The organism is Erythrobacter sp., from assembly GCF_035194505.1.
In the GTDB taxonomy this organism is placed as follows: Bacteria; Pseudomonadota; Alphaproteobacteria; order Sphingomonadales; family Sphingomonadaceae; genus Erythrobacter.
Genome location: NZ_CP136573.1, coordinates 2,513,547 through 2,539,360, shown reverse-complemented (window position 1 = coordinate 2,539,360; position 25,814 = coordinate 2,513,547). Strand labels below are relative to the sequence as shown.

General features: G+C 66.5%; 22 protein-coding genes and 1 tRNA gene. 13 read left to right on the top strand and 10 right to left on the bottom strand.

The features are described from left to right. Positions 1-195 precede the first annotated feature (195 nt). The 8 genes from crtY (at position 196) to RSE14_RS12430 (ending at position 9,158) form a co-directional block, all read left to right on the top strand. Positions 196-1,458, top strand: a complete 1,263-nt coding sequence (gene crtY, locus RSE14_RS12465; protein ID WP_324074145.1) for a lycopene beta-cyclase CrtY — start codon at positions 196-198, stop codon at positions 1,456-1,458. Beyond that, positions 1,455-3,020 (top strand): phytoene desaturase, encoded by a 1,566-nt coding sequence (locus RSE14_RS12460; protein WP_324074144.1) that lies wholly within the window; start codon positions 1,455-1,457, stop codon positions 3,018-3,020. The genes crtY and RSE14_RS12460 overlap by 4 nt, the downstream gene beginning before the upstream one ends. Further along, positions 3,017-3,430 carry a hypothetical protein gene (locus RSE14_RS12455; RefSeq protein WP_324074142.1) on the top strand — a complete coding sequence of 138 codons (414 nt, stop codon included), beginning with the start codon at positions 3,017-3,019 and terminating at the stop codon, positions 3,428-3,430. The genes RSE14_RS12460 and RSE14_RS12455 overlap by 4 nt, the downstream gene beginning before the upstream one ends. Continuing rightward, positions 3,427-4,008 carry an LOG family protein gene (locus RSE14_RS12450; RefSeq protein ID WP_324074139.1) on the top strand — a complete coding sequence of 194 codons (582 nt, stop codon included), beginning with the start codon at positions 3,427-3,429 and terminating at the stop codon, positions 4,006-4,008. Before RSE14_RS12455 ends, RSE14_RS12450 begins: the two co-directional genes overlap by 4 nt. Before the next feature lie 9 nt (positions 4,009-4,017). After that, entirely contained in the window at positions 4,018-4,968 is a 951-nt protein-coding gene (locus RSE14_RS12445) for a phytoene/squalene synthase family protein (RefSeq protein ID WP_324074137.1), read from the top strand. Between the two features lie 94 nt (positions 4,969-5,062). Further along, the gene (locus RSE14_RS12440) at positions 5,063-5,560 is read left to right on the top strand and encodes a hypothetical protein (RefSeq protein WP_324074136.1); all 498 of its coding nucleotides are present in this window, start codon (positions 5,063-5,065) and stop codon (positions 5,558-5,560) included. Next, entirely contained in the window at positions 5,557-7,497 is a 1,941-nt protein-coding gene (locus tag RSE14_RS12435) for an acetyl/propionyl/methylcrotonyl-CoA carboxylase subunit alpha (RefSeq protein ID WP_324074134.1), read from the top strand. The genes RSE14_RS12440 and RSE14_RS12435 overlap by 4 nt, the downstream gene beginning before the upstream one ends. Positions 7,498-7,607: 110 nt before the next feature. After that, entirely contained in the window at positions 7,608-9,158 is a 1,551-nt protein-coding gene (locus RSE14_RS12430) for an acyl-CoA carboxylase subunit beta (protein WP_324074132.1), read from the top strand. A 103-nt stretch (positions 9,159-9,261) separates the two neighbouring features. Here the strand turns inward: RSE14_RS12430 and RSE14_RS12425 are convergent, their stop codons facing one another. After that, on the bottom strand, positions 9,262-10,518 hold the full coding sequence (locus RSE14_RS12425; protein ID WP_324074130.1) for a multidrug effflux MFS transporter: 1,257 nt from the start codon (positions 10,516-10,518) through the stop codon (positions 9,262-9,264). Positions 10,519-10,646: 128 nt separating this feature from the next. On the opposite strand from RSE14_RS12425, the gene dinB reads away from it, so the two are divergent. Continuing rightward, a complete protein-coding gene (gene dinB, locus RSE14_RS12420) occupies positions 10,647-11,783 on the top strand; it encodes a DNA polymerase IV (RefSeq protein ID WP_324074127.1) in 1,137 nt (378 codons plus the stop codon). A 1-nt stretch (position 11,784) separates the two neighbouring features. On the opposite strand, the gene RSE14_RS12415 is transcribed toward dinB, so the two are convergent. Genes RSE14_RS12415 through RSE14_RS12395 form a run of 5 tightly spaced genes read right to left on the bottom strand, consistent with a single transcriptional unit; the run spans position 11,785 to position 15,976 of the window. Further along, complete coding sequence (locus tag RSE14_RS12415) at positions 11,785-12,258, bottom strand: NUDIX hydrolase (RefSeq protein WP_324074125.1); 474 nt, start codon at positions 12,256-12,258, stop codon at positions 11,785-11,787. Beyond that, a complete protein-coding gene (locus tag RSE14_RS12410) occupies positions 12,258-12,911 on the bottom strand; it encodes a 6-phosphogluconolactonase (protein WP_324074123.1) in 654 nt (217 codons plus the stop codon). The genes RSE14_RS12415 and RSE14_RS12410 overlap by 1 nt, the downstream gene beginning before the upstream one ends. 55 nt (positions 12,912-12,966) lie before the next feature. Continuing rightward, positions 12,967-13,527 carry a hypothetical protein gene (locus tag RSE14_RS12405; RefSeq protein WP_324074122.1) on the bottom strand — a complete coding sequence of 187 codons (561 nt, stop codon included), beginning with the start codon at positions 13,525-13,527 and terminating at the stop codon, positions 12,967-12,969. Between the two features lie 27 nt (positions 13,528-13,554). Continuing rightward, positions 13,555-14,910: an alkaline phosphatase PhoX gene (locus tag RSE14_RS12400; protein WP_324074117.1), complete on the bottom strand. Its 1,356-nt coding sequence runs from the start codon at positions 14,908-14,910 to the stop codon at positions 13,555-13,557. 10 nt (positions 14,911-14,920) lie between these two features. Next, positions 14,921-15,976: a phytase gene (locus RSE14_RS12395; protein ID WP_324074116.1), complete on the bottom strand. Its 1,056-nt coding sequence runs from the start codon at positions 15,974-15,976 to the stop codon at positions 14,921-14,923. Positions 15,977-16,143: 167 nt separating this feature from the next. Here RSE14_RS12395 and RSE14_RS12390 point away from each other — a divergent pair, with 167 nt between their 5' ends. From RSE14_RS12390 to RSE14_RS12375, 4 genes are all read left to right on the top strand, one after another. Beyond that, positions 16,144-16,938: an SDR family oxidoreductase gene (locus RSE14_RS12390; RefSeq protein ID WP_324074114.1), complete on the top strand. Its 795-nt coding sequence runs from the start codon at positions 16,144-16,146 to the stop codon at positions 16,936-16,938. Positions 16,939-17,065: 127 nt separating this feature from the next. Continuing rightward, positions 17,066-18,139: an NAD(P)-dependent alcohol dehydrogenase gene (locus RSE14_RS12385; RefSeq protein ID WP_324074112.1), complete on the top strand. Its 1,074-nt coding sequence runs from the start codon at positions 17,066-17,068 to the stop codon at positions 18,137-18,139. Between the two features lie 314 nt (positions 18,140-18,453). Next, positions 18,454-19,392 (top strand): TorF family putative porin, encoded by a 939-nt coding sequence (locus tag RSE14_RS12380; protein WP_324074111.1) that lies wholly within the window; start codon positions 18,454-18,456, stop codon positions 19,390-19,392. A 132-nt stretch (positions 19,393-19,524) separates the two neighbouring features. Continuing rightward, the gene (locus RSE14_RS12375) at positions 19,525-21,798 is read left to right on the top strand and encodes a penicillin acylase family protein (protein ID WP_324074109.1); all 2,274 of its coding nucleotides are present in this window, start codon (positions 19,525-19,527) and stop codon (positions 21,796-21,798) included. Between the two features lie 22 nt (positions 21,799-21,820). Here the strand turns inward: RSE14_RS12375 and RSE14_RS12370 are convergent, their stop codons facing one another. From RSE14_RS12370 to RSE14_RS12355, 4 genes are all read right to left on the bottom strand, one after another. After that, a complete protein-coding gene (locus RSE14_RS12370; protein WP_324074107.1) occupies positions 21,821-22,276 on the bottom strand; it encodes a (2Fe-2S)-binding protein in 456 nt (151 codons plus the stop codon). A 3-nt stretch (positions 22,277-22,279) separates the two neighbouring features. Beyond that, positions 22,280-24,673, bottom strand: a complete 2,394-nt coding sequence (locus RSE14_RS12365; RefSeq protein WP_324074105.1) for a xanthine dehydrogenase family protein molybdopterin-binding subunit — start codon at positions 24,671-24,673, stop codon at positions 22,280-22,282. Between the two features lie 217 nt (positions 24,674-24,890). Beyond that, positions 24,891-24,964, bottom strand: a tRNA-Gly gene (locus tag RSE14_RS12360). Between the two features lie 41 nt (positions 24,965-25,005). Continuing rightward, positions 25,006-25,755, bottom strand: coding sequence for an endonuclease/exonuclease/phosphatase family protein (locus RSE14_RS12355; protein ID WP_324074104.1), 750 nt, complete (start codon positions 25,753-25,755; stop codon positions 25,006-25,008). Positions 25,756-25,814 lie beyond the last annotated feature (59 nt).

Genomic DNA, 25,814 nt, shown 5'->3' with positions numbered 1-25,814 from the left:
CGGGGGGTCAGGATTCGGGAGAGGACGGATGGGGGGCATCCGACAGCGCCCTCTATTGGCTTCGCGTGATGTTGCAACATCCTTCAAACCTGCGAAGATTGGCCGCACCGCCCTCCGCCGCTCCCCTTTGCCCCTGCCCTTTGCCCATGCCCTTTGGATTGCCCATTTTGCACGCCTGCCCTAGGGCAGAAACAGATGGCTGATTCCCCGCAAGATAACCCCGCGCAAGGTTCCGCACCGCATGACGTCATCATCGTCGGCGGCGGGCTGGCGGGCGGGCTGATCGCGCTGGCGCTGCACCGCCATGCGCCGGGCTGCCGTTTCCTCGTGATCGAGGCCGGGCGCACGCTTGGGGGGCATCACCGCTGGAGCTGGTTCGAAACCGATATCGCCGCCTCTGCGCGCCCGCTGATGGCGGGCTTCGCCCTCAATGGCTGGGACGCGGGCTATGACATCGCCTTTCCCGGCCTCGCCCGCACCCTGCCGACCGCCTATCGCTCGCTCGCCAGCGCCGAATTCCACCGCGCGCTGACGGAGGAACTGCCGCCCGAAAGCGTGATGCTGGAGGCCAAGGCGGCCCACCTCGATGCCGGCGGCGTCACGCTGGCTGACGGCACGCGGATTGCGGCCAAACGCGTGATCGACTGCCGCCCGTTCCGCTCGTCAAAGCATCTGGGCGGCGGCTGGCAGGTGTTCCTCGGCCAGCATTTCCGCTGCGAACAGCCCCATGGCCTGACCCGCCCGGTCATCATGGATGCCAGCGTCGATCAGATCGCGCCCTATGGCAACGAGCCGGCCTACCGCTTCGTCTATGTCCTGCCGCTCTCGCCCACAGAGGTCTTCGTCGAGGACACCTACTACGCCGATCAGCCCAAGATGGACGCCGATGTGCTGAAGGGCCGCGTCGCCGAATATGCCCATCGCAACGGCTGGAAGGGCGAAGTGATCGATCAGGAGGCGGGGATCCTGCCCGTGATCTCGGGCGGGGATTTTGGCGCGGCGCTGAGCGAAATCGCCATTCCCGGCGTCGCGCTGGCGGGCGCACGCGGGGGCTTTTCGCACCCGCTCACCAGCTACACCCTGCCCTTCGCCGCCGAAAACGCGCTGGCGATTGCCCGCCTCATCGCCACCCGTCCCGATTGTTCGGGGGCAGAACTCGCTGCCTTCTGCAATCGCCGCGCCAAGCGGCACTGGCGCGCCACGGCCTATTACCGGATGCTCAGCCGGATGCTGTTCGAGGCTGCCGAACCGGGCAAGCGGGTGGTGGTGTTCGAGCATTTCTACGCCTTGAAGGGCCAGCTGGTGGAGCGCTTCTACGCGGGCCGCTCCACCTGGCCCGATCGCCTGCGCATCCTTACCGGCAAGCCGCCCGTAGCTATCCCGCGCGCCATCCGGGCGCTGTTTTCCTCCGGGAAGCCATTCGACACCAAGCCTTTGAACATGGAGACCCCGGCATGAACGCCGATGCGAAGCTCAACCTTACGCCTGCCAAGGGCGTCGACCCTGCACTGGCGCAGCGCTATGAAGGCCGCACCGCCTGCGTGATCGGATCGGGCTTCGGCGGCATGGCGCTTGCCATCCGGCTGCAATCCGCCGGGATCGCCACCACCGTGATCGAAAGCCGCGACAAGCCGGGCGGGCGCGCCTATTTCTGGGAGAAGGACGGCTTCACCTTCGACGCAGGGCCGACGGTGATCACCGATCCGCCGTGCCTTGAAGAGCTCTGGGCGCTCACCGGCCACGACATTTCCGAAGATGTCGAGTTGATGAAGGTCATGCCCTTCTACCGCCTCAACTGGCCCGACGGCACCAACTTCGACTATTCGAACGACGAAGAGCAGCTCAACGCCGAGATCGCCAAACTGAACCCCGCCGACGTCGCGGGCTATGCACGCTTCCTCGAGTATTCGCAGCGCGTCTACGAGGAAGGCTATCTCAAGCTCGGCACTGTGCCCTTCCTCGATTTCAAGTCGATGCTGAAGGCCGCCCCGGCCCTGATCAAGGAACAGGCGTGGCGGAGCGTATACGGGATGGTCTCCAGCTATGTGCAGTCCGAAAAGCTGCGCGAGGCGCTGTCGTTCCACACGCTGCTGGTCGGCGGCAATCCGATGAACACCTCCTCGATCTATGCCCTGATCCACAAGCTGGAGAAGGACGGCGGCGTGTGGTGGGCGCGCGGCGGCACCAACCGCTTGATCGCGGGCATGGTGCGCCATTTCGAGCGGCTGGGCGGCACGATGCGCGTCGGTGATCCGGTGGTGCAGGTACACACGCTGGGCACCAAGGCGACCGAGGTCGAGACCAAGAGCGGCTTCCGCCAGCGCTATGATGCGGTCGCTTCCAACGCCGACATCATGCATTCCTACAAGGATCTGCTGTCGGGCAGCGAGCGCGGCAAGCAGATGGCAAAGTCGCTGAACCGCAAGAGCTATTCGCCCTCGCTCTTCGTGGTGCATTTCGGGCTGGAGGGCACCTGGCCGGGCATCCCGCACCACATGATCCTGTTCGCCAAGCGCTACAAGGGCCTGCTCGACGACATCTACAAGAACGGCGTGGTGCCGGAAGATTTCGCGATCTACCTCCACCACCCGACTGTCACCGATCCGGACATGGCGCCCGAAGGCAAGAGCACCTTCTACGCGCTTGTTCCGGTGAGCCACATGGGCAAGATGCCGCTCGACTGGGACGAGGTCGGCCCCCGCCTCGAAAAGATGATCCTCGACGAGCTGGAACGCCGCCTGATCCCCGACATCCACAGCCGGATCGTCACCAAGTTCAGCTATGCGCCCAAGGACTTCAAGGCCGATCTCAACGCCCACATGGGCAGCGCCTTCAGCCTCGAACCCGTGCTGTGGCAGAGCGCCTGGCTGCGCGGCCACAACCGCGATGACGTGATCGACAACTACTACCTCGTCGGCGCCGGCACCCACCCGGGCGCAGGCATCCCCGGCGTGGTCGGCAGCGCCAAGGCAACCGCCGGGCTGATGCTGGAGGATCTGGCGAAGGTGGGGACACAGTGATCGGGTCGCTGCTGCTGCTGCTTGCTGGCGGGGCGCTGGAGCTCGGCCCCTCGCCGCTCGCCGCGCCCGGGCATGCCCACCGCTGGGCCAAGGCTCACGAAGACCCGAATATCATCGGCTGGATCGACGAGGCGTGGCGTTCGGAAACCGAGATTGGCGGCAAGCGCTTCAAGCAGGTGCTGCTGCGCACCGAAGTCAAGCTGGAAGCCCCGATGGTGTTCGATACAATCGCTGTCGTCGATTGCGCCAGCAAGGAGATCGGGATGGAACAGGTGGTGACGCTCCAGCCAAGCGGCGAACCCGGGACGACGTTCGATGAAATCGAGCTGCGGGCCGCCGAGCTCGAAACCGATAATGGCGATCGCCGCATCATCGCGTTCGCCTGCGGCGCTGGAGACACGCGCCGATGAAACGTCTCGCCGTCTATTGCGGATCGGCCTCGCCCGAGGACCCGCGCTATCTCAGCCTCGCCCATGATGTCGGCGCGGAACTGGCCGCGCGCGGCATCGGCCTCGTCTATGGCGGGGGCAAGCTCGGGCTGATGGGCGCGGTTGCCAAGGGCGCGAAGGACGCGGGCGGCGAGGTGATCGGGATCATCCCCGAACATCTGGTGAAGGCCGAGGTCGCCAACCATGATTGCGATGAACTCGTCACCGTCAGCGGGATGCACGAGAGGAAGCAGCGCTTCACCGACCTCTCCGACGGCTTCGTCACCATCCCCGGAGGGGTCGGCACGATGGACGAGTTGTGGGAGGCGATGAGCTGGTCGCAGCTGGGCTATCACTCCAAGCCCGTCGGCCTGCTCAATGCTTTCGGCTTCTACGATCACCTGCTCGCCTTCAACGCGACCATGGCCGAAGTCGGCTTCGTACGGCCCGCGCACCAGAACATTCTGATCGCGGCGGAAAGCATCGCCGATCTGCTCGAAAAGATGGCGGCCTATGAGCCCCACACTCCGATCTTCCGCATGAAGGCCGAGGAGCTGTAGGCTCGCGCGATGGCGGTGGATCCGGCAACCCGCGCCGCACTGGTCGAGCATGCACGGCTGTCGATCAAGAAGGGCTCGCAGAGCTTTTCCGCCGCCGCACGCCTGTTCGACCGCGAAACCCGCGAGCGGGCGTGGCTGCTCTATGCCTGGTGCCGCCGGGCGGATGACATTGCCGATAATCAGGAGATGGGCGGCGAGCTGGGCGACCAGTCGGACCTCGCCGAGCGCCTCGCGCACATCCGCCGCCTGACCGCGCTGGCCTTCGCAGGCGAGCCGACCGGCGATCCGGCCTTTGATGCACTCGGCGTGGTCGCCAGCGAAGTGGGCCTCACCCCGCAGATGGCCGAGGATGTGATCGAAGGCTTCCAGCTGGACGCTGAGGACTGGCGCCCGCGCACCGAGGCCGACATGCTTCGCTATTGCTACCATGTGGCCGGCGCGGTGGGCGTGATGATGGCGGTGGTGATGGGGGTCGATCCCAAGGATCAGGAAACGCTCGACCGCGCCAATGATCTGGGCCTTGCCTTCCAGCTTTCCAACATCGCGCGCGACATCGTGGAGGATGACGGGGCGGGGCGCTGCTACCTGCCGCAGGAATGGCTGGCGGAAGAGGATATCGAGCCCGGCCAGCACACCAAGCCGCACCACCGCAAGGAGCTCGCCGAAATGGCTGCGCGGCTGGTGGCCCTGGTCGAAAAGCACGAGGCGGCAGCGCGTGTGGGCGCCGCCCGCCTGCCCTTCCGCAGCCGCTGGGCGGTGCTCTCTGCCGCGCGCATCTATGGCGCGATCGGACGCAAGGTGAGGAAGCGCGGACCCGAGGCGTGGAACAGCCGCACCTATGTGCCCCGCAGCGAGAAGGCGCTCTACGGCGTGCGGGCATTCCTCTCGGCGGTCATCAACCGCGAGAAGGTGCCCCAAGGCGGCATCCACTGGGGGATCGCGGATTACCGGCCACGGTGAACCAAATCCGTTCGCCTCGAGCGCAGTCGAGAGGCCGCGCGAGGTGTCTCGACTGCGCTCGACACGAACGGAGGGCGGGGCTAATCCGGCAGGCATGAAAGCCATTTCCGCACTTGCCGCGCTGCTTGCCGCGGCGCCTGTCGCTGCCAAAACTGCGCCCGAGCGCACGCCCGTCGCGGCAGAGGCCATCGCTGCCGCCGACGCCTTCTTCGCCGCGCTGCGCAGCGACGACAAGACCGCGCTCGCCCGCCAGATGGATGGTGCGGGGATGATCACCATCCATGACCGGATGGAACCGGCGGCGCCCGAAGTGGTGTTCGTGCCGGTCGCCAAGCATCTCGAAAACTGGCTCAAGTCACCGCCGGGCCTCGATGAGCGGATGATCTACACCGCCGTGCTGGTCGATGGCGACATGGCGCAGGTGTGGGGGCCGTATCGCTTCATGGCGGGCGGCAAGACCACCCATTGCGGGATCAACTCGCTGAGCCTTGTAAAAACCGAAAGCGGATGGAAGGTCGCCAACACCAGCTTCACGATGGAACTGCCCGAACGCTGCACTGCCCTCGGCGCGCCGGAGGCACCCGCGCAATGATCACCAAGCTCCTGATCGCCAATCGCGGCGAGATCGCCTGCCGCATCATGCGCACGGCGCGCGCCATGGGGATTGCCACGGTCGCGGTCTATTCCGATGCCGATGCCAAGGCGCTGCATGTGCGCAGCGCCGACGAGAGCGTGCATATCGGCCCCTCCCCCGCTGCCGAAAGCTATCTGGTCGGCGCAAAGATCATCGCGGCCGCCCAGCAGACCGGCGCGGATGCGATCCATCCGGGTTATGGCTTCCTCTCGGAGAACGCCGACTTCGCGCAGGCGGTGCTGGACGCGGGCATCATCTGGGTAGGCCCCAAGCCTGCAAGCATCCGCGCGATGGGGCTGAAGGACGCGGCCAAGGCGCGGATGATCGAGGCGGGCGTTCCCGTCACCCCCGGCTATCTCGGCGCGGACCAGTCTCTCGAGCGGCTCACCACGGAGGCCGAGGCCATTGGCTACCCCGTCCTCATCAAGGCGGTCGCGGGCGGCGGCGGCAAGGGGATGCGCAAGGTCGACGCCCCCGCCGATTTCGCCTCAGCGCTGGAATCCTGCCGCCGCGAGGCCAAGGCCAGTTTCGGCAATGACGAGGTTCTGCTCGAAAAGTGGATCACCTCGCCCCGCCATATCGAGGTGCAGGTGTTCGGCGATGCCCAAGGCAACGTCGTCCACCTGTTCGAGCGCGACTGTTCCTTGCAGCGCCGCCACCAGAAGGTGATCGAGGAAGCCCCCGCCCCCGGCATGGACGCCGCCACCCGCGAAGCCATCTGCGCCGCCGCCGTGCGCGCCGCGAAAGCGGTCGATTACGAGGGCGCAGGCACGATCGAATTCATCGCCGATGCCAGCGAAGGCCTGCGCGCCGACCGCATCTTCTTCATGGAGATGAACACCCGCCTGCAAGTCGAACACCCCGTCACCGAGGAGATCACCGGGGTCGATCTGGTCGAATGGCAATTGCGCGTCGCAAGCGGCGAACCGCTGCCCAAGCGGCAGGACGAGCTGTCGATCAACGGCCATGCGATTGAGGCGCGGCTCTATGCGGAGGATCCGGCGAAGGGGTTTTTGCCGAGCACGGGCAAGATCGAGTTGATGAACCTTGGGCGTTTTTCGTCTTTCTACGAGGACGAAAACCTGCGCATCGACACCGGCGTGGAACCTAAGGACGTCGTCCATCCTTATTATGATCCGATGATCGCAAAGGTCATCGCGATTGGGGCAGACCGTGACGAGGCGATCGAGCGTCTTTCCAATGCCATGGCGCATTCGCTGGTGTGGCCAGTCAAGACCAACGCGGCGTTCATCGTCAAGGCGCTCGATCATGACGCTTTCAGGGACGGGAACATCACCACAGGTTTCATCGAACGCTATGCCGAGGACCTTGCCCCCGAAGCCAAACCGCACCCCGATTTGGTCGCGCTCGCGGCTCGCAAGCTGCGGGACGAGATTCCATTGGGCGCCGCCCACACCAAAGGCTTCATCGGGCTGTGGGACGTGCCCTCAGGTATTCGCCTGAATGCGGCTGAAGTTCAGAAGATTGCCATCAGCGCAGACGGCGAGCGCTACGAGGTTGAATTATCGCTCTTGCCGAAGGGCGAGGATTTCGAGTTCCAACAGGAGTTTTTGCACACGCTCGAAGGCCTGTTTACGGTCGAAGAAGGAAGGACGTGGCGGTTTGCACTCTATCGCAATGACGGCACCGGCCAAGCCTCCGCCGCAGACGGCGCGATCATCGCACCCATGCCGGGCAAGGTCATCGCGGTCGATGTCAGCGAGGGCCAAGCCGTCACTGCCGGGCAGCGGCTGCTGGTGCTCGAGGCGATGAAGATGGAACACGCCCTCACCGCGCCCTTCGACGGGGTGGTCGAGGGGTTGACTGTGAGCGCAGGCGCGCAGGTGCAGGTTGATGCGGTGTTGGCGAAGGTGGTGCCAGCGGCTTCGGAATAATTCCTCCCCGTTCGCCCTGAGCTTGTCGAAGCCCTGCACTTTCTTCTAGCGTTAGCCCCAAAGAAGAAGGACAGCCCTTCGACAAGCTCAGGGCGAACGGGGAGTGGGTTGTGAGCTGGCAAAAGGAACTCGAAGAACTGCGCGCCCGCGAGGCTCTCGCCGAGCAGATGGGCGGCGCGGACAAGGTTGCCCGCCAGCACGGGCGCGGGAAGATGGACGCCCGCGCGCGGCTGGCGGCGCTCTGCGACGAGGGCTCCTTCCGCGAGATCGGCAAGATTGCAGGTTCCGCGAAATATGATGCCAATGGCGACCTCGCCAGCGTAACCCCCGCCCCCTTCCTCTTCGGCAAGGCGCTGATCAACGGCCGCCCCGTGGTCGCCACAGCCGACGATTTCACCATCCGCGGCGGCGCGGCGGATGCGGGGATTGCGCGAAAAATGGTGCAGGCCGAGATGATGGCGCACCAGTTGAAGATGCCGATCATCCGCATGATCGACGGCACCGGCGGTGGCGGTTCGGTCAAGACGCTCGAACAGATCGGCGCGACCTATATCCCGGCGGTGCCCGGCTGGGGCGATGTGGTGACCAACCTCGACACCGTGCCAGTGGTGGCGCTGGCGCTGGGGCCGACGGCGGGCCTCGGCGCGGCGCGCACGGTCGCCAGCCACTATTCGATCATGGTCAAAGGCCTCTCGCAGATCTTCGCCGCCGGCCCTGCCGTGGTCGACGGGCTGGGCGAGGCCTACAAGGGCGGCGCGGCCAATCACGAAGAAGCCAAGGAAGCGCTCGGCGGATCGGCGATCCACACCCGCAACGGGGTGGTGGATGACGAGGTGGCGAGCGAGGCCGAGGCCTTCGCCCGCGCGCGGCATTTCCTCAGCTTCATGCCCGAATATGTCGGCCAGCCTGCCCGCCGCGCCGAGTGCCACGACCCCGCCGACCGGCGCGAGGAAGCATTGCTATCCCTCGTTCCGCATGATGCGAAACAGGTCTATGCGATGCGCCGCTGCATGGAGATGCTGTTCGATACCGGCACGGTGTTCGAAATCGGCAAGCACTGGGGCCGCGCCGCGATCACCGCCTTTGCGCGGCTCGATGGCTGGCCGGTCTGCGTCGTGGCGAGCGATCCCTCCTATCTCGGCGGGTCATGGGAAGCCAAGACCTCCGAGAAGGTCGAACGCTTCGTGCGCCTCGCCGACCAGTTCCGCCTGCCCATCGTCCATCTCGTTGACAACCCCGGCTTCATGATCGGTCGCGAGGCAGAGATGGCAGGGACGATCCGCTACGGGGTGAACGCGATGAACGCGATCTACCGCGCCACCGTGCCGCTGGCGAGCATCGTGCTGCGCCGCGCCTATGGGATTGCGGGCAGCGCGATGAGCAATGCCGAGCGGTATCAATACCGCTATTGCTGGCCGAGCGGCGACTGGGGGAGCCTGCCGATCGCGGGGGGCCTTGAGGTCGCCTACAAGTCGGAGCTGGAGGCCGCCGAGGACCCGCAAGCCTTGCTGGAGGAGATCCGCGCAAGGCTCGCCAAGGTCACCTCGCCCTTCCGCTCGGCCGAGCGCTTCAACGTCGAGGACATCATCGACCCGCGCGACACGCGGCCGCTGCTTTGCGAGTTTGCGGGGCTGGCTTGGCGACGGTTGGGGGCATCTTGATGTTCCGCACCCCATCCGGGGTGCGAAATCCTCGCTCATGCGACCTGAAGGTCGCGTCGCCGCGGGCGGCCAGTCGGCCTTGCGGTCGCTAACGCGACCGATATCAGCGCGAAAGTTCCGCGTCGCTCGGCCCGAACAGCTTGCCCTTCTCGCTCCACAGCACCAGCACCAGGCAGACAAGTCCGCTCGCCAGCAGGGCCAGCGCGAGGGGCCGCGCCGTGCCGTCAAAGGCATAACCGATCGCCCCGCCAAGCAGCGCCGCGGTGGTCATGCGCACGAAGCCGTGGGCAGAGCTCGCCGCGCCTGCGATGGCAAAGAAGGGGTTCATCGCGATCGCGCCGAAATTGCTGCCGATGAAGCCGAGCAAGGCCATGTTGATCGCCATCAGCGGGACGAAGTGCCACAGGTGCTCCTCTGGCTGGAAGGCGAACATCACCTGACAGGCGCTGACGATGATGAAGCCGAACAGCGCCGCGTGGCTCACCCGCCTTGCGCCGAACCGCTCGACAATCCGCGAGTTCGACCAGCTCGCCAGCGCCATCGACCCGGCGCAGATCGCGAAGACCAGCGGGAAGATGTCGCCCGCGCCGAAGGTCTCGGTGATCAGCTGCTGCGAGGAATTGATGAAGCCGAACAGCGCGCCGAACACCAGCGCCGAGCCGATAACGTAGCCCGCCACGCTCGGCAGCACGAGCGCGCGGCCCATGTTGGCGAGAATGATACGCGGCATGATCGGCTGGCGGTTTTCGTCCGAAAGGCTTTCCGGCAGACGCAGATGCACCCACAGACCCACCGCCACGCCCAGCACCGCCATGAAGCCGAAGATCGCCCGCCAGCTGCCCACTTGCAGGATCGCCTCGCCCACGGTCGGCGCGACGGCGGGCACCATCAGGAAGATCACGAAGATGAGGCTCATCATGCGCGCCATCTTGTCGCCGCCCACCCGGTCGCGGATGATCGCGGGCGGCAGGGCGACGATCCCTGCGGCAAAGAAGCCCTGGCACCCGCGCACCGCGATCAGCGCGTCATAGGTCGGCGCCAGCGCGCTCATCACCGAGAGCACGATATAGACCGCGATCGAACCCAGCAGGATCGGCCGCCGTCCGAAACGGTCGGCCAGCGCGCCGGGCACCAGCGCGCCCATGCCAGCGGTGAGGAGATAGACCCCGATCACGAATTGCCGGTCATTCCCGCTCACCGACAGATCGGCTGCCAGCGCATCGAGGGCGGGCAGGATCGCGTCGATCCCGAAGGCGTTCAGCGCCATCAGCAGCGCCATCATCCACATCAGCTCACGCTCGCCCAAGGCCTTGCGGGCGGGCGATGCAGCAGGGGAAGAAGGGGCAAGCTGGGTGGCCATCGGGCGGCCATTGCCAAGGGGTTCGCCCGAAGACCACTGTTCTTTTCGCATGTGCACAAAATGGCACGGCAGGTGATTGGTTCCAGCAACAGTTCCTTCGCGCGCGCCAAGGTTCTATTTGTGTGCGCATGGCAAGCGAAGCGCCTTCCCGCGACGATGACGGGGCCGCAGCTCCCGCAGGGGAATTGGGGCTGAGGAAGATCATCCATGTCGACATGGATGCCTTCTTCGCCAGCGTCGAACAGCGCGACAATCCCGAGCTTCGGGGCAAACCGGTGGCGGTTGGCGGCGCGGGTGGACGCGGGGTGGTGGCCGCCGCCAGCTACGAGGCGCGAAAGTTCGGGGTGAGAAGCGCCATGCCCTCGGTCACTGCGCAGCGGCTGTGCCCCGATCTCGTCTTCGTGCGCCCGCGCTTTGACGCTTACAAGGAAGCCAGCCGCCAGATCCGCCGGGTGTTCGAGCATTACACCCCCATCATCGAGCCGCTGAGCCTCGACGAGGCCTACCTCGACGTTACCGATGACCGGCTCGGCATCGGCAGCGCCACACGCATCGCCACGCTGATCCGGCAGGAGATCCGCGCCAAGACGAAGCTCACCGCAAGCGCGGGGGTGAGCTACAACAAGTTCCTCGCCAAGCTTGCGAGCGATCAGAACAAGCCCGATGGCATGTGCATCATCCGCCCGGGTGAAGGCGCGCAGTTCGTGGCGGGGCTGCCGATCCGGCGGTTCCACGGGGTCGGCCCGAAGGCGGAAGCGAAGATGCAGAAGCTCGGCATCGCGACGGGCGCAGACCTCGCGGCCAAGGACATCGCCTTCCTGCGTGCGCATTTCGGCAGCATGGCGGACTATCTGTTCCGCGCCGCAAGGGGCATCGATCTGCGCCCCGTGGCGGCGCATCGGATCCGCAAGTCGGTCGGCGGGGAGCGGACCTTCTCGGAGGACATCGGCAGCGGCGCGGCTTTGCGCGAGACGCTCGCCAATATCATCGACATCGTGTGGGAGCGGATCGAGGCCTCGGGCGCCAAGGGCCGCACGGTGACGCTCAAGATGAAGTTCACCGATTTCCAGATCATGACCCGCGCCGCATCGGTGCCGCACTGGGTCAGCGGGAAGGAAGAATTCGCCAGCCTTGCAAGCGGGTTGCTGGAGGCGGAATTGCCCCTGCGCGGGCCGATCCGGCTGATGGGGCTGACGCTCTCGGGGCTGGAAGGGGCGGAGGACGAGAAACCACCAAGGGACGAGGCGCAGTTGCGGTTACTCTAAATCACCCAGTCTCCCGCGCCCGCCAGGCCGCGATCCTTGCGCGGGTGGTCTCGCCCAGTGGTTCGGGCAGGGAGTGGGTCGGGAAGAAGCGCGCCTCGATCACCTCGCGGCCATCGGGGCGAGGGTGAGCGTCGCAGATCCCGGCAAAGACATGGGCCGTGTGGGGCGAGCCCGAGAGCACCTCTTCCAGCGTCGCGATCGCGGTGATGCGGGACAGGGTGAGGCCGAGCTCCTCGCGCACCTCGCGCCTTGCGGCCGCCTCGGGATCCTCGCCGCGCGCCAGGCCGCCGCCCGGCAGCGCCCAGACCGCAGGGCCGTAGGAATGCTTCAGCAGCAGCACATCGCCCGCGATATTGGTGATGACGATGCTCACCCCCGCAATCGGCACCTTGCGCCAGCGCCGCCAGCGGTGCCGCACGATATGCGCCAGCGGCAGAAGGGCGCGGTGCAGCGGTGCGGGCAGGAATGCGGGCATCAGGTGAAGACTGTCACCGGAATGCCGCGCGCACCAGCCGCCTTGAGCAGGCGTGCGACGGGCAGATCATGGTCCCCCCGCATCGCCGCCTCGAACACCGCGCGCTTGTCCTCGCCCCGGATCACGAACATCAGTTCGGAGGTATCAAGCAGGCTCGGCAGCGTCAGGGTGATGCGGTCAAACGGCGCGTGGGGCGGCAGCGGATCGGGGGTGAGACGGCGCACCGCCTGAGGATCGTCCACCTGCGGATCGGTGTTGGGAAACAGCGAGGCGATATGCCCGTCCTCGCCCATGCCGAGCCACACGAGGTCGAAATGCGGCACGCCCATGTCCTCGGAGAGCGCCACGACATGCGCGCCCGCAGGCGCAAACAGCGCGCGGATCTTGCCGGTGTTCGAAGCGTCATGATCCTCGGGCACGATGCGATCATCATTGGGCCATGCGATCAGGCGGGCAAAATCGAGCGCGCGGGTGAGAAGCTCGGCGAAGATCGGGAACGGCGTCGATCCGCCGGGAACCGAGATCACCACGGCGCGGTGACGCGGGTCCTTGTCGGTCAGCGCCTCCCGGGCAAGCGCGACGGAAAGCGTGCGTTCGAGCCAGTCGGCAATGGCGGCATTGTCTGCGCCTTCGATGATGGTGATGTTCTGCATTTCCGGCAGGATAGCAAACCCCCGCCCTCCGGCAATGGCTTGCACATGTGGATAGCTATGCGCCGTAACGCGCGCCCAGGCCGGTGATGATCGCCGCGACCAGCAGGCCAGCGGCGAGCACGCGGCGGATGATCGGCAGCGGCCAGCGCGCCAGCCCCTCGCCTCCTAGCGTCCAGCCGAGCGCAATCGCACCCGCACCGCCCAGCGCCCCACCCAGCGCCGCGGTGGCCGGAAGGCTCGCCTGCGCTGCAAGAGCAAACACCGCAAAGCGCGCCGCATCGCCCACCTGCCGCGCCGCCAGCACAATCGCGAAGGCCCCCAGCGAGCGGGTCGGCTCCTGCGGCGCGGCGCTCTTTACCGGCCACGTGAGTTCCGCCGCCGCCAGCGCCAGCGCGAAGGCGACCAGCATCTGCGCGGCGCGCGCGGGCAATTGCGCGGCAAAGCCTGCTCCCACCCACGCCATCACCCCTGCCAGCAGCGCAGCCGAGGCCATGGCCGTCAGCAGCAGCGGAAGGCTTTGCCCCAGCGCATCGGAGAAACGCGCCACCAGCCACTGGTCGCGCCCGCCCAGCGAGGCTGCGAAGACCAGCAGCAGCGCGAAAAGGAAGCTCGCCATACGCGCGCCGTCAGTGCCGTCGGCGCGTCAGGCCACCCACGGCCCGGTGATCGCCACGGTCGCGGTCGGCGCGTAGATATTGACGAACAGCACCTTGCCATCGGGCGAGAAGCACCCGCCGGCGAGTTCCGTCTGCGCCTTGAGCCGCGCCACATCATAGGCGCGGCCTTCAGGGGTGATCCCGCGGATGTGGTTGTCGACCACATCGGTATACTGGTCCTCGCACACGATCAGGTGGCCGGAGGGGGCAACGGTGAGGTTGTCGCCATAATTGAACTGCGCGGTGCTCTCGCTTTCGAAGAACAGCTCGACCATGTCAGGCTTGCCCGCATTGCCGGGGGTGAGCTTCAGGATCTGGCCCAATTGCTTGGCCCCGCCGCTGGTGCAGCAGGCGAAGACCTCGGCCTTGCCGCGCTTCACGCCCATGTGCAGCCCCTCGCCCCGCGCCACCAGCGCCGCGCCCTTGGCCACGGCCCGCTGGCGCAGATCGTCCTTGGGCGCTTCGACATCGTCAAGATCGACCCATGATACGCGGAAAGGCTTGCCCACCGGCATGGCGGGGGAATTCCAGTTGCGGGTATCGGCCAGCCCCTCGATCACCATCGCCTGAAGGCGGCCACCCTCGGCCATCTTGCCGGGCACCTTGGGGATGAAACGATAGAGCACCGAATCGTCGCGGTCCTCGGTCTGGTAGACGATGCCCGTAGCCGGATCGACGCAGGCGGCTTCGTGATTGAAGCGCCCCATCGCTGTCAGCGGCACGGGATCAACCAGCCCGCGCGCGCTGGCAGGCACTTCGAACACCCAGCCGTGGTTCTTCTCGAGCCCGTCGCCATAGCGCTGGCCGGGGCCGGTGGGGGCTTCCTCGCAGGTCAGCCAGGTGCCCCACGGCGTAACCCCGCCCGAACAATTGCGGATCGTCCCGCCAAGGCTGCGGAACTGGCGCTTGACCTTGAGGCTGGCGGCATCGAGCACGATGGTGGTGGTGCCGCCCGGCACGAACACGCCATTGCGCTTGCCAAAGCCCTTGGCGATCGGCCCGCCCGCGCCATGCGTGGGCTGCAATTCATGATTGCGCACCAGCGCGATTTCCCCGTTCCCGAGATCGAAGCAGCCCATCCCGTCGGCGCGGTCAGGCACGGTGCCGCCATCGTCCATCGCATCGCCAAGGCGCGAGAGGACGCGGTAGGAAAAGCCCTCAGGCAGATCGAGCAGCCCCGCCGGATCGGGCTTCAGAGCGCCATAGCCCGCAAAGCTGCCCCTCGTGGCTCCGCGCGCGGCGGGGCTGCCCCCGTTGGTCATGCAGCCACTTGCGGCAAGCGCGGCAAAGGCGGTGGCGGTGGCGCCGAGGAAGCGGCGGCGGTCCTGCGTGATCATGGTCATGGCTCTCTGGTTACCGCCCCGCGCTGAGTGCAGCAAGGATATCGTCCCAGCGCGCATATTTGAAATTCTGCGCCTGCGGAGCGTTCATCCCGTCCTGCGCGATGAACAGGCCTCCCGGAAAATCCGGCCCGAAGTCGCGGTTGTCGAGTTCGATCCCGTCGGTTTCCTCGACGCTGCCGAAGGTGCCTGCCGCGATGCGGAAACGGCCAGCGGGCGTCATGTCGGGCAGGCGGAACACGGCATAGGCATTGTCGCCTTGGCTGGAGGCTACGAGATAGCCGCCGTCCTCCCCCTCGGGCGCAATGGCGAGGCCCTCGACATCGGCGACCAGCACCTTGTTGTCGATCGGGGCAACCAGCCTGCGGTTTTCCGCCCCACCTTCGAACCGCCCATACATCGCCCAGATCCCGACATCCTCCTCGCCGATATAGAGCATGCCGGAGCGGCGATCGTAGATGCAGCCTTCGGTCTGGGTCGGCACCTTGTTCAAAAGCTCGGTCTGGTCGGCCAGCGTTCCGCCGATGAATTGGAGCCCGGTGCGGTAGATCGCCCCGCTCTTGAAGGCGCTGTAGACCGTGAACGAGCCATCATCCTCGACCGTCCCGCCGCACACGCCGTAACCCTCGCCCGCGCCCACGGCGACGCGGGTGACAAAGGCGAGTGTGCCGGTCGCGGTGTCGAGCCGGGCGATGAATAGCTGACCGGTGGCAAGGTTGCTGCGGTCGCTGGCGATGGCCAGCACCGTGCCGTCCGGCAGTTCGACCAGATCGACATTGTTGAGCCCCGGCGCCGGCAAAAAGCTCTTCTGCGCGCCCTTCAGATCATAGACGTAAAGCCCGCCCTTCTTATCCGTGCCGACCACGAGGCTGGCGGCGGGATTGGCGGGGTCGCGCCAGATCGCCGGATCGTCCGCCGCATCCTCGCGCGCCGTGCCGACCGGCGGGGTCTGGGCGGCGGCGGTGACGGTGACTGCCGGATCGCCCATGATCGCAGGCGGGACGGTGGCGCAGGCGCTCGCCAGACCCGACGCGAGCAGGGCAAAAGCGGCGAAGGGGCGGATCGTCATGGCAGGTCTTTCTGTAATTCTATCCTCGCCTGCGCCTAGGCTTGCGGAATGACAGATTTGGGACGGCGCAGCAAAATCACTCCGGGGCAAATGCTGCAATTGAACAGCTAGCGCGCTGCCGCCGAACCGCCTAGCCAGAGGCAAAAGCACATAGGGAGAGAGGACCCATGAAGATTGAACCGGGCATGGCCGCCGTGGTCACCGGCGGGGCGAGCGGGCTGGGCAAGGCCAGCGCTGCCGCCTTTGCCGCAGCAGGCATGAAGGTCGCCATTTTCGACATCAATGACGAGGCCGGCGAGGCGCAAGCCAAGGACATCGGCGGCACCTTCCACCATGTCGACATCATGGACGAGGCCAGCGTCGAGGCCGGCTTTGCCGCCGCGCGTGCCGCCCACGGGCAGGAGCGCGTGACGCTGCACTGCGCGATGGCCAGCCGGCGCGGCAAGACGCTGGGCTGGGACAAGGAAAGCGGCGGCTACAAGCGCCTCTCCACCGAGGACTATGCCTTCGGGGCCGAGGGCATCCTCGTCGCCAGTTACCGCGTCGCCAGCATCTCGGCGCTGGGCATGGCCAATGCCGATCCGGTGAACGCGGATGGCGAGCGTGGGAGCATCATCCTCACCGCCAGCGTCGCGGCGCAGGACGGGCAGGTGGGCCAGGTGATCTACGGCTCGTGCAAGGCGGGGGTGAACGGCCTCGTCCTCCCCATGGCGCGCGATCTGATGGACCTCGGCATCCGTGTGAACTCGGTCATGCCGGGCATCTTCGCCACGCCGCTGATGCTGGGGATGAAGGACAGGAACCCGCCGATGTGGGCGCAGCTCAATGCGAGCGTTCCCTTCCCCAAGCGCCTCGGAGAGCCGGAGGAATTCGCTTCGCTGGTGCTGGAGATCGCGCGCAACAGCTACATCAACGGCCACCAGTTCCGCCTCGACGGGGCGATCCGGATGCCTCCCAAATAATCGCTCGCGGCTAGTCGGCTGCGCCAACGCCTCCGCGGGGGCGGCCTACCGGCCGGCGGGCGCCTAAGGATATTGGCGCCCTTGCGGACCCTTCGGGCCCGAACCAGTGCTTCTCAGGAGAGGTTGAATGGCTACCCAGACCAACGAATACCCGACCAAGGCCTATGGCGCGACCGCGCCCGACAGCGGCGTCGGGCCGATGCAGATCACCCGGCGGGGCCTGCGCCATGACGATGTGCTGATCGAGATCACCCACTGCGGCATCTGCCATTCCGATCTGCACTCGGCCCGCAACGATTGGGGCGGCACAGTCTATCCGATCGTGCCTGGGCACGAGATCGTCGGCATCGTCAGCGCGGTCGGCGAGAGCGTCACCCGCCACAAGGTCGGCGACCGCGTGGCGATCGGCTGCATGGTCGATGGCTGTATGGAATGCCGCCACTGCGAGGCCGACCTCGAACAATATTGCCTCAGCGGCGGGATGACCGGCACCTATAACGGCAAGGACCGGCGCGACGGATCGCCAACCTATGGCGGCTATTCCGAACGGATCGTGGCCAGAGAAGAGTTCGTGCTCAAGGTGCCCGACAGCCTGCCGATGGCCGAAGCCGCGCCGCTGCTGTGCGCCGGGATCACCACCTATTCGCCGCTGCGCACCTGGAAAGTCGGCCCGGGCAGCAAGGTCGCAGTCGCCGGGCTTGGCGGGCTCGGGCACATGGGGGTGAAGCTCGCCGCGGCGATGGGCGCTGAGGTGACCGTGCTGTCCCGCTCGGAAAGCAAGCGCGCCGACGCCGAGAAACTGGGCGCCCATGCCTTCCTCAACACCGATGACAAGGAGGCGATGAAGGCGGCGCGCGGCACTTTCGACATGGTGCTGAACACCATCCCCGTGCGCCATGATGTCACGCCCTACCTCCACCTGTTGCGGATCGACGGGGTGCAGGTGCTGGTCGGCATGATCGACATGATGCCCGAAATGCACAGCGGCGTGTTCCTCGGTCGCAAGGTGCTAACCGGCAGCGGCATCGGCGGGATCGCCGAAACGCAGGAGATGCTCGATTTCTGCGCCGCAAAGAACATCCTGCCCGAGATCGAGATCATCCGCATGCAGGACATCGCCGCAGCCTATGACCGGATGGAGGCGAGCGACATCAAGTACCGCTTCGTCATCGACATGGAGAGCCTGCGCAGCGGGGAGTGACGGCTGGCGGCGCCCGGCACGCCCCTCCGGATCACTCCTGAGGGGCATCCCGCGGCCACCCCCCGCAAACGACGGATTTCGCCGCTGAGCATTTGTGTGCATGTGATGCAAGTTTGACACGCAATAACCGAATATTCGAGCGGCCTGTCACATAACCTTTGTGCGCTTGCACAATAGGCGTATGGTTTGTCTGTCCAGTGACGGGAACCAGATTCGCGCCCGGCGGCCGCTTTTGAAAGTGGCGCAGGCACGGATAACAGGACCTGCACGGCACGCAGGCGGAACGATCCAATCCTCTTCATGGAGCGTTCCTTATGACTATCCGTTTCGCCTCGGCGCTTTCCGCCGTCGCTCTCCTGGCCACTTTCTCGGCTCCGGCCTTTGCCGCAGAAGCTGACGAAACCGGTCCGGCCATCCAGCAGGATACCGAAGAGACCGCCGCCACGCTTCGCGCGATCGAGCCGGTCGACCTTGATACCGCTTCCAAGGCGCAGGACGAGGCGGAAGACACGCCCGCCTGGACCGTCTCGGGCGCTGCCACCCTCACCTCGGACTATCGCTTCCGCGGCGTTTCGCAGTCGGACGAGAGCATGGCCGTGCAGGGCGGCATCACGCTGAGCCACGAAAGCGGCTTCTATGTCGGCACCTGGGCCTCGAACCTTTCGGGCTGGGGCACCTTCGGCGGCGCCAACATGGAGCTTGACCTGATCGCCGGCTACAAGTTCGGCGTGGGCGAAGGCACGCTCGACACCGGCATCACCTGGTACATGTATCCGAGCGGCGCGGACGAAACCGACTTCGCCGAACTCTACGCCAAGCTTTCGGGCACGGTTGGCGGCCTCGGCCTCACCGCGGGCGTCGCCTATGCGCCCAAGCAGGAAGCGCTGGGCAACTGGTTCCCCGTCGGCGCTCCGGCCAATCCGGGCGACAAGGAAGACAACCTCTACCTCTCGGGCGATGCGGCCTATGCCGTCGATGGCGCACCGATCACGCTGAAGGCCCACATCGGCTATTCGGACGGCAACCCCGGCCTTGGCCCCAACGGCACCAGCGTCGCGCCGACCGGCACCTATTTCGACTGGTCGCTGGGTGCGGACATCGTGCCGATCTCGGGCATCACGCTGTCGGTCTCCTATGTCGATACCGACATCTCGGAAGCCGAAGCCAACCTCATCCGTCCGAACTTCGCCACGCTGGCGGGCAATTCGATCTCGGATGCGACCGTGGTGTTCTCGATCACCGCATCGTTCTGATCGGGCGAACATGAAAAAGGGGGGCGTCCGGCACCATGCCGGGCGCCCTCTTCTATTTGGCACCTTTGCTTTGCGCGCCGCTTTCCCATAGCCTCTCGCCCGAGAGAAGAATCGGGATCGGGAGAGCCCTTCATGTTGCGCAAATCATGTCTTCTGGCCGGCAGCCTTGCCGCGCTGGTCCTTGTTCCTGCGGTGGCCGAGGCCAAGCCCCGCTTCGACGCGCGGATCACCCGCACCACTTACGGCATTCCGCATATCGAAGCGCGCGACTGGCGCGGCGTGGGTTACGGGGTCGCCTATGCCTATGCCGAGGACAACCTGTGCCTGCTGGCCGAGGAATTCGCGACCGTGGCGGGTGAACGCTCGCTCCACTTCGGGCCGGAAGCCAAGGCGACGCTGGGCTTCGAGCAGGTCGATAATCTCTCGTCCGATGTGTTCTTCCGCGCGGTGATCGATCTGCCGGCCCTGCGCGATGGCGCCAAGGGCATGAGTGCGCGGGCGCAGGATCTGATGGCGGGCTATGTCGCGGGCTATAACCGCTTTCTGAGGGACGCCGGGGCCGATGGCATCCCTGCCGAATGTCGCGGCAAGGCGTGGGTGCGGCCCATCACCGCCGACGACATGCTGCGCCTCAATGAAAAGCAGATGCTGCTTGCCAGTTCATTGAACCTTGCTCCTGCAATCGCCAATGCCGCCCCGCCGGGCAGCGCTGCGCCCAAGGTGTCGATCAACCTGCCCAACCCGCGCGAACTGGGGATGGGCAGCAATGGCTGGGCCTTCGGCGGCGATGTGACTGCCGGCGGGCGCGGCATGGTGATCGGCAATCCGCACTTTCCGTGGAAGGGCCCCAATCGCTTCTGGCAGATGCACGTCAAGGGGCCCAAGGGCTACGAGGTGATGGGCGTGGGCCTGGCGGGCACGCCGATGCCGACGCTGGGCTTCAACAAGGACATCGCCTGGACCCACACCGTCACCGAGGCGCGGCACTTCACGCTCTACCAGCTGGCGCTCGATCCGGCTGATCCGACCCGCTACATGGTCGACGGCAAGTCCGAGGCGATGAACGCCCAGACCGTGACCGTGCCGATGCCGCAAGGCACGCCAGCGGTCACCCGCACGCTCTGGTCCACCCGCTTCGGCCCGGTCTTCATCGTGCCGGGCCGCGGCATTGCCTGGACCAGGCAGAGCGCCTTCGCGCTCAAGGATGCCAATCGCGGCAACCAGCGCGGGGTCGATACCTGGCTCCGCATCGGCGAGGCGAGGAATGTGGGCGAGGTGAAGGCCGCTGTGACCGAGACGCTCGGTATCCCGTGGGTCAACACCATCGCCGCCGACCGCCATGGCGACGCGCTCCATGCCGATGTCACCGCGGTGCCCAACGTCTCGGCCGCCAAGGCCAAGACCTGCGCCACCCCGATCGCGGGGCTGTTCGCCGAATTCGCGATCCTGCTCGACGGCAGCAAATCGTCCTGCGACTGGGATGTGGCCGAAGGCACCCCGGTCCCCGGACTGATGCCCGCGAAGGATCAGGCCGCCACGACCGTGAAGACCTGGCTCACCAATTCCAACGACAGCTACTGGATCAGCAACCCGGCGATGCCGCACCGCGAGCTGTCGCCGATCCTTGGTGAATATGGCACCGCGCGCACGTTGCGCACCCGCTCCAACTTTACCGAGACCGCGGCGACGCTGGCGGCGGGCAAGATGGATCACGAGCGCGCGAAGGCGATGGCCTTTGCCAACAAGAGCCTCGCGGCAGATCTCGCCATGCCCGAATTGCTGACCCTGTGCGCCAAGGCCGAAGGCGCAGCAGCGCGCGGCTGCGCGGCGCTGGCCAAGTGGGACCGGCGGTTCGAGGCCGACAGTCGCGGCGCACGCCTGTTCCGCGCCTTCTGGCCGCAGGCCGAGCGGATCAAGGGACTGTGGGCGGTGCCGTTCGACGCGGCGCAGCCCGTCACCACCCCGCGTGACCTCGCCACCGAGGGCGAGACGGGTGCCAAGCTGCTCGAAGCCCTCGCCGCGACCGTCTCCGCGATGGAGCAGGCGGGCCAGGCGCTCGATGCGCGCTGGGGGGACGAACAGCTGGTGATGGCCGGCAACGCGGCGATCCCGATCCACGGCGGCCCGGGCGGGCTCGGCATCCTCAACATGCAGGAATCCGATCGCGAGCCGAACGGCAAGCTCGTGCCGCGCCATGGGACCAGCTACATCCAGATCGTCACCTTCGACGATACCGGACCCGTGGCGGACGCGATCCTGAGCTATTCGCAGTCGACCGATCCGGCCTCGCCCCATGCCGCCGACCAGACCCGCGCCTATGCGGCCAAGCAGTGGCACCGCCTGCCGTTCGGCGCCAAGGCCATCAGGGCGCAGACCATCGCCAAGCCCAAGCGGATCAGGGAATAGACCCCGGCAGCCGCCGCAGCGATTACAGCGTCGCGGCGGCTTCCAGAATCGCGCGGCGGATGCTCATGTAGGTGGCGCAGCGGCACAGGTTGCCGCTCATCGCATCGTCGATTGCGGCATCATCGGGCGAAGGGTTCTCCGTCAGCAGGGCGGCGGCGGCCATGATCTGCCCCGCCTGACAATAGCCGCACTGGGGCACGTCATTGGCGATCCACGCCTTGCGGATCGCCTCGGCAGCATCGCCCGCGACGCCTTCGATCGTCGTGATCTCGGTGCCTTCGAGCGCATCATGCGGGGTGATGCAGGCGCGGGTGGGCGAGCCGTCGACATGGACGGTGCAGGCCCCGCATTGCGCGACGCCGCAGCCGAACTTGGTGCCGGTCAGCCCGAGATGATCGCGCAGCACCCACAGGAGCGGCGTGCCGGGCGCGGCGTCGACGCTCTGCTTTTTCCCGTTGATGGTGAGGGTAATGGCCATGGTCTATCCCTTCTTCTGCACGGGCGGCTGCGTGGGCAGCTTGAGCTTGCTGCCCTCCGGCCCGATCAGGGGCAGGCTGCGTAGGCGGTGTCCGGTGGCGGCGAAGATCGCATTGGCGAGCGCCGGGGCGGCAGGCGGGGTCGCCGGTTCACCCACCCCGCCGGGGAGCGCGGCGGATGTGATGATCTCGACCGCGAATTCGCGCGGTGCCTCGTTCATGCGCAGCAGCCGCCAGCTCGGGAAATTGTCCTGCACCACCGCGCCGTTCTTCGCCGTGATCTGCCCGTAGAGCGCGTTCGAGAGGCCGTAGATCGTCCCGCCCTCCATCTGCGCGCGCACGTGGCGCGGGTTGACGACGGTGCCCGCATCCACCGCCAGCCAGACACCGGGAATGGTGATCGAGCCATCGGCCTTCACCGCGACTTCAACGACGGTTGCGATATAGCTCAGGAACGAACGGTGGACCGCAATGCCGAGGCCGTGGCCCTTGGGCAGCTTGCGCCCCCACTTGGCCATCGCGGCAGCTTTCTCGACCACCTGCCTCAGGCGGCCGGTGTCGATCGGATATTCGGCGAGTTCCGCCCCGTAATTGCCATAGGTCGCGCCTTCGGCCTCGGGATCGATGGTGCGCGGCGGCCCGATCAGTTCGAGCAGATAGTCCTTCTGGTCGCGCCCCGCGGCATGGGCGCATTCGGCAGCGAAGCTCTGCACCGCGAAGGCGTGGTAGATATTGGCGACCGAGCGCAGCCAGCCGATGCGGACCTGCCCCTTGGCATTGCCGGATTCGACCCTGAGATTGGGGGTGACGAAGGGCACATCGCTTGCCCCCATGCCCATTTCGCCATCGCTTGGCTCGCTGACGGTATTGTCGAAGGTGGAACTGATCGGCGGGAAGACCGTGCGGTGCAGCCACGCGGTGCACTTGCCGGTCTTGTCGAGCCCCGCCTCGCAATATTGCGCGCTCGCCGTGTGGTAATAGCCGTGGCGGATATCGTCCTCGCGGGTCCAGGTGACCTTGACCGGCTTGCCCACCTCGCGCGCGATCAACGCGGCCTCGATCACGAAATCGGGCTTGGACTTGCGCCCGAAGGCACCGCCAAGCCATGTCGGCGTGACCTTGATCTTGGTCTTGTCGATCCCCAGTGCCTCGGCGAGGGTATCGCGGGTGCTCTGCGGATCCTGCACGCAGGCCCAGCATTCGAGCTTGTCGCCATCCCATTCGGCGGTCGCGCTCGGCGGCTCCATCGGGGTCTGGCCGAGGTGCGGGGCGTAATATTCAGCCGAAATCCGCTTGTCCGCCGCTGCGAGCGCCGCAGCCACATCCCCGCGCGCGCGGCGCACCTTGCCGGGGCGTTTGGCGGTGGCCTGCATCTGCTTGGCGAAGCTTTCCGAATCGTAACCCGCATTGGGGCCACCCTGCCATGTGATCTCCAGCGCACGGCGGCCTTCAATGGCCGCCCATGTGTCGCGCGCCACCACGGCAACCCCGCCCAGCGGCTGGAACAGCGCAGGGGGCTTGGCATCAGGCAGACGCACGGTCCGCAGCACGCCCGGCACCGCCAGCGCCTTGGCATCATTGACGCTGCCCAATTTGCCGAACAGCTGCGGCGGGCGGGCGACCACGGCATGGACCATGCCGGGACGCTTCACATCGATCCCGTAGGTGCTGTCGCCCGTGACGATGCGCGGCACGGTCAGCGAGGGGATTTCCGCGCTGATATAGCGCCATTCCTTGGGGGTCTTCAGCTTGATCTGCGGCTCGGCAGGAATTGCCAGCTTGCCCGCCAGTTCGGCGAGATTGCCGTAGGACAGGGTGTCGCTGTTCTGCGTGTTGCTGACCAGCCCGGCTTCCGCCGAACATTGCTCGACCGGCAGCTTCCAGTAGAGCGCGGCCGCTGCCACCAGCATCTGCCGCATCGCCGCGCCTGCCACGCGCAGGCGGTGGAAATTGAACCGCACCGAGCGCGAGCCGTCGGTGTTCTGGTCGCCATAGCGCTCGTGCCCTTCGGCCTGCACGATCTGCACCTTGTCCCACTCGGCCTCGAGCTCGTCGGCGACGATCTGCGCCATCGCGGTCCAGGTCTGCTGGCCCATTTCCGAACGGTGGCAGGTGATCTTGACTGTCCCGTCGCGCTCGATCGCGATCCACAGGGCCGGGGTCGCATCCCCGCCCTTCACGCCGGTCAGCGGGCTGGGGCCGGGGTCCTTGAGGTTGAAGGCATCGGCGTCGATGTCGGGCTCGACATAGCTGGAGCACCCCGCCAGCGTCACGCCGAGGACGAACAGCCCCGTCCCGCCCATGAAGCCGCGGCGGCTGAGATTGACGAGCGGGCTCGCCTCGCCTGCCCCGTCAGGTGCCTTGCGGGCAGGAATGATGCCAAGATCGCGGATAAGCATCGCCGGAAGTTCCCCTTCAGCCGGTCACCGAAAACGCGTCCGGCGCAGCAATCTTGGGCCACATCCGGCTCACTGGCAACAGCGATCGGTCAAATGCCCCAGCCCCGTCACGCGGCCCGCTTTCGCAGCGAGAGCTTGCGCAGAAGCCCCGGCGTGCCGCCGAACCCTGCGCATGACCGCCTCCGGAACGGGGGACTTCTGCGGCTTTTCAAGAGAGTGGAGCGGGTGAAGGGAATCGAACCCTCGTCGTAAGCTTGGGAAGCTTCTGCTCTACCATTGAGCTACACCCGCATCTGGTGCGCGGCGCGCTTGCCATGATTGGCGCGGGCGCGTCAACTGCTTCGTGGTGGCTTGCGGACGATCTTGAGGTCGGCCCAGACGGGCAGGTGATCCGAAGCCGTGCTCGCCAGCGGGGTGCGGTGGACGCCGCAGGCCTCCAGCGTCAGGCTTGCGCAATGCATGATCCGGTCAAGCTCGCCAACCGGCGCGCGGGCATGGAAACTCGGCCCGCAATCGAGCACCGCAAAGTGGCGGGAAAATTCGCGCAGGGTGCCCGATGTGCGCCGCCATTCGTTGAGATCCCCCATTAGCACCGTCGCCCGCTCGGCACGCGCCTTGGCCGCCAGCTCGGCAATCACCCGCGCCTGCCGCAGCCGCCACAGGCCCGACAGATCGAGATGCATCCCGAACACGCTCACCGGCCCCAGCCTTGTGGCGATGGTGGCGGTCACCACCCCGCGCGGTTCGAGATAGGGGATGTGGATGATGTCGTGCGAGAGCACCTCCATCCCGCGCCGCACGAGGATGGCATTGCCGTGCCACCCCATCGAATCCCCTTGCACATCCAGCGGCACAGCAACGTAATCGCTGTGATGTTCGAGCAGCACCGGCGGCAGCACCGAGGCGCGGCTGCCGAAGCGGCGATCGGCCTCTTGCAGGCAGATGATATCGGCGTCGATCTCGGCCAGCACCTTGCAGATGCGCAGCGGATTGCGGGTGCGATCCGTGCCCACACCCTTGCGGATATTGTAGCTTGCCAGCCGGATGCGGGCCGGGCCGGAGGGGCGAAGAGGTCGGTTCATGGTGGGCAGACTGGGCCAGCTTCACGCCTTGCGCAAGGCACGGCGGGGCTTCATGGTGG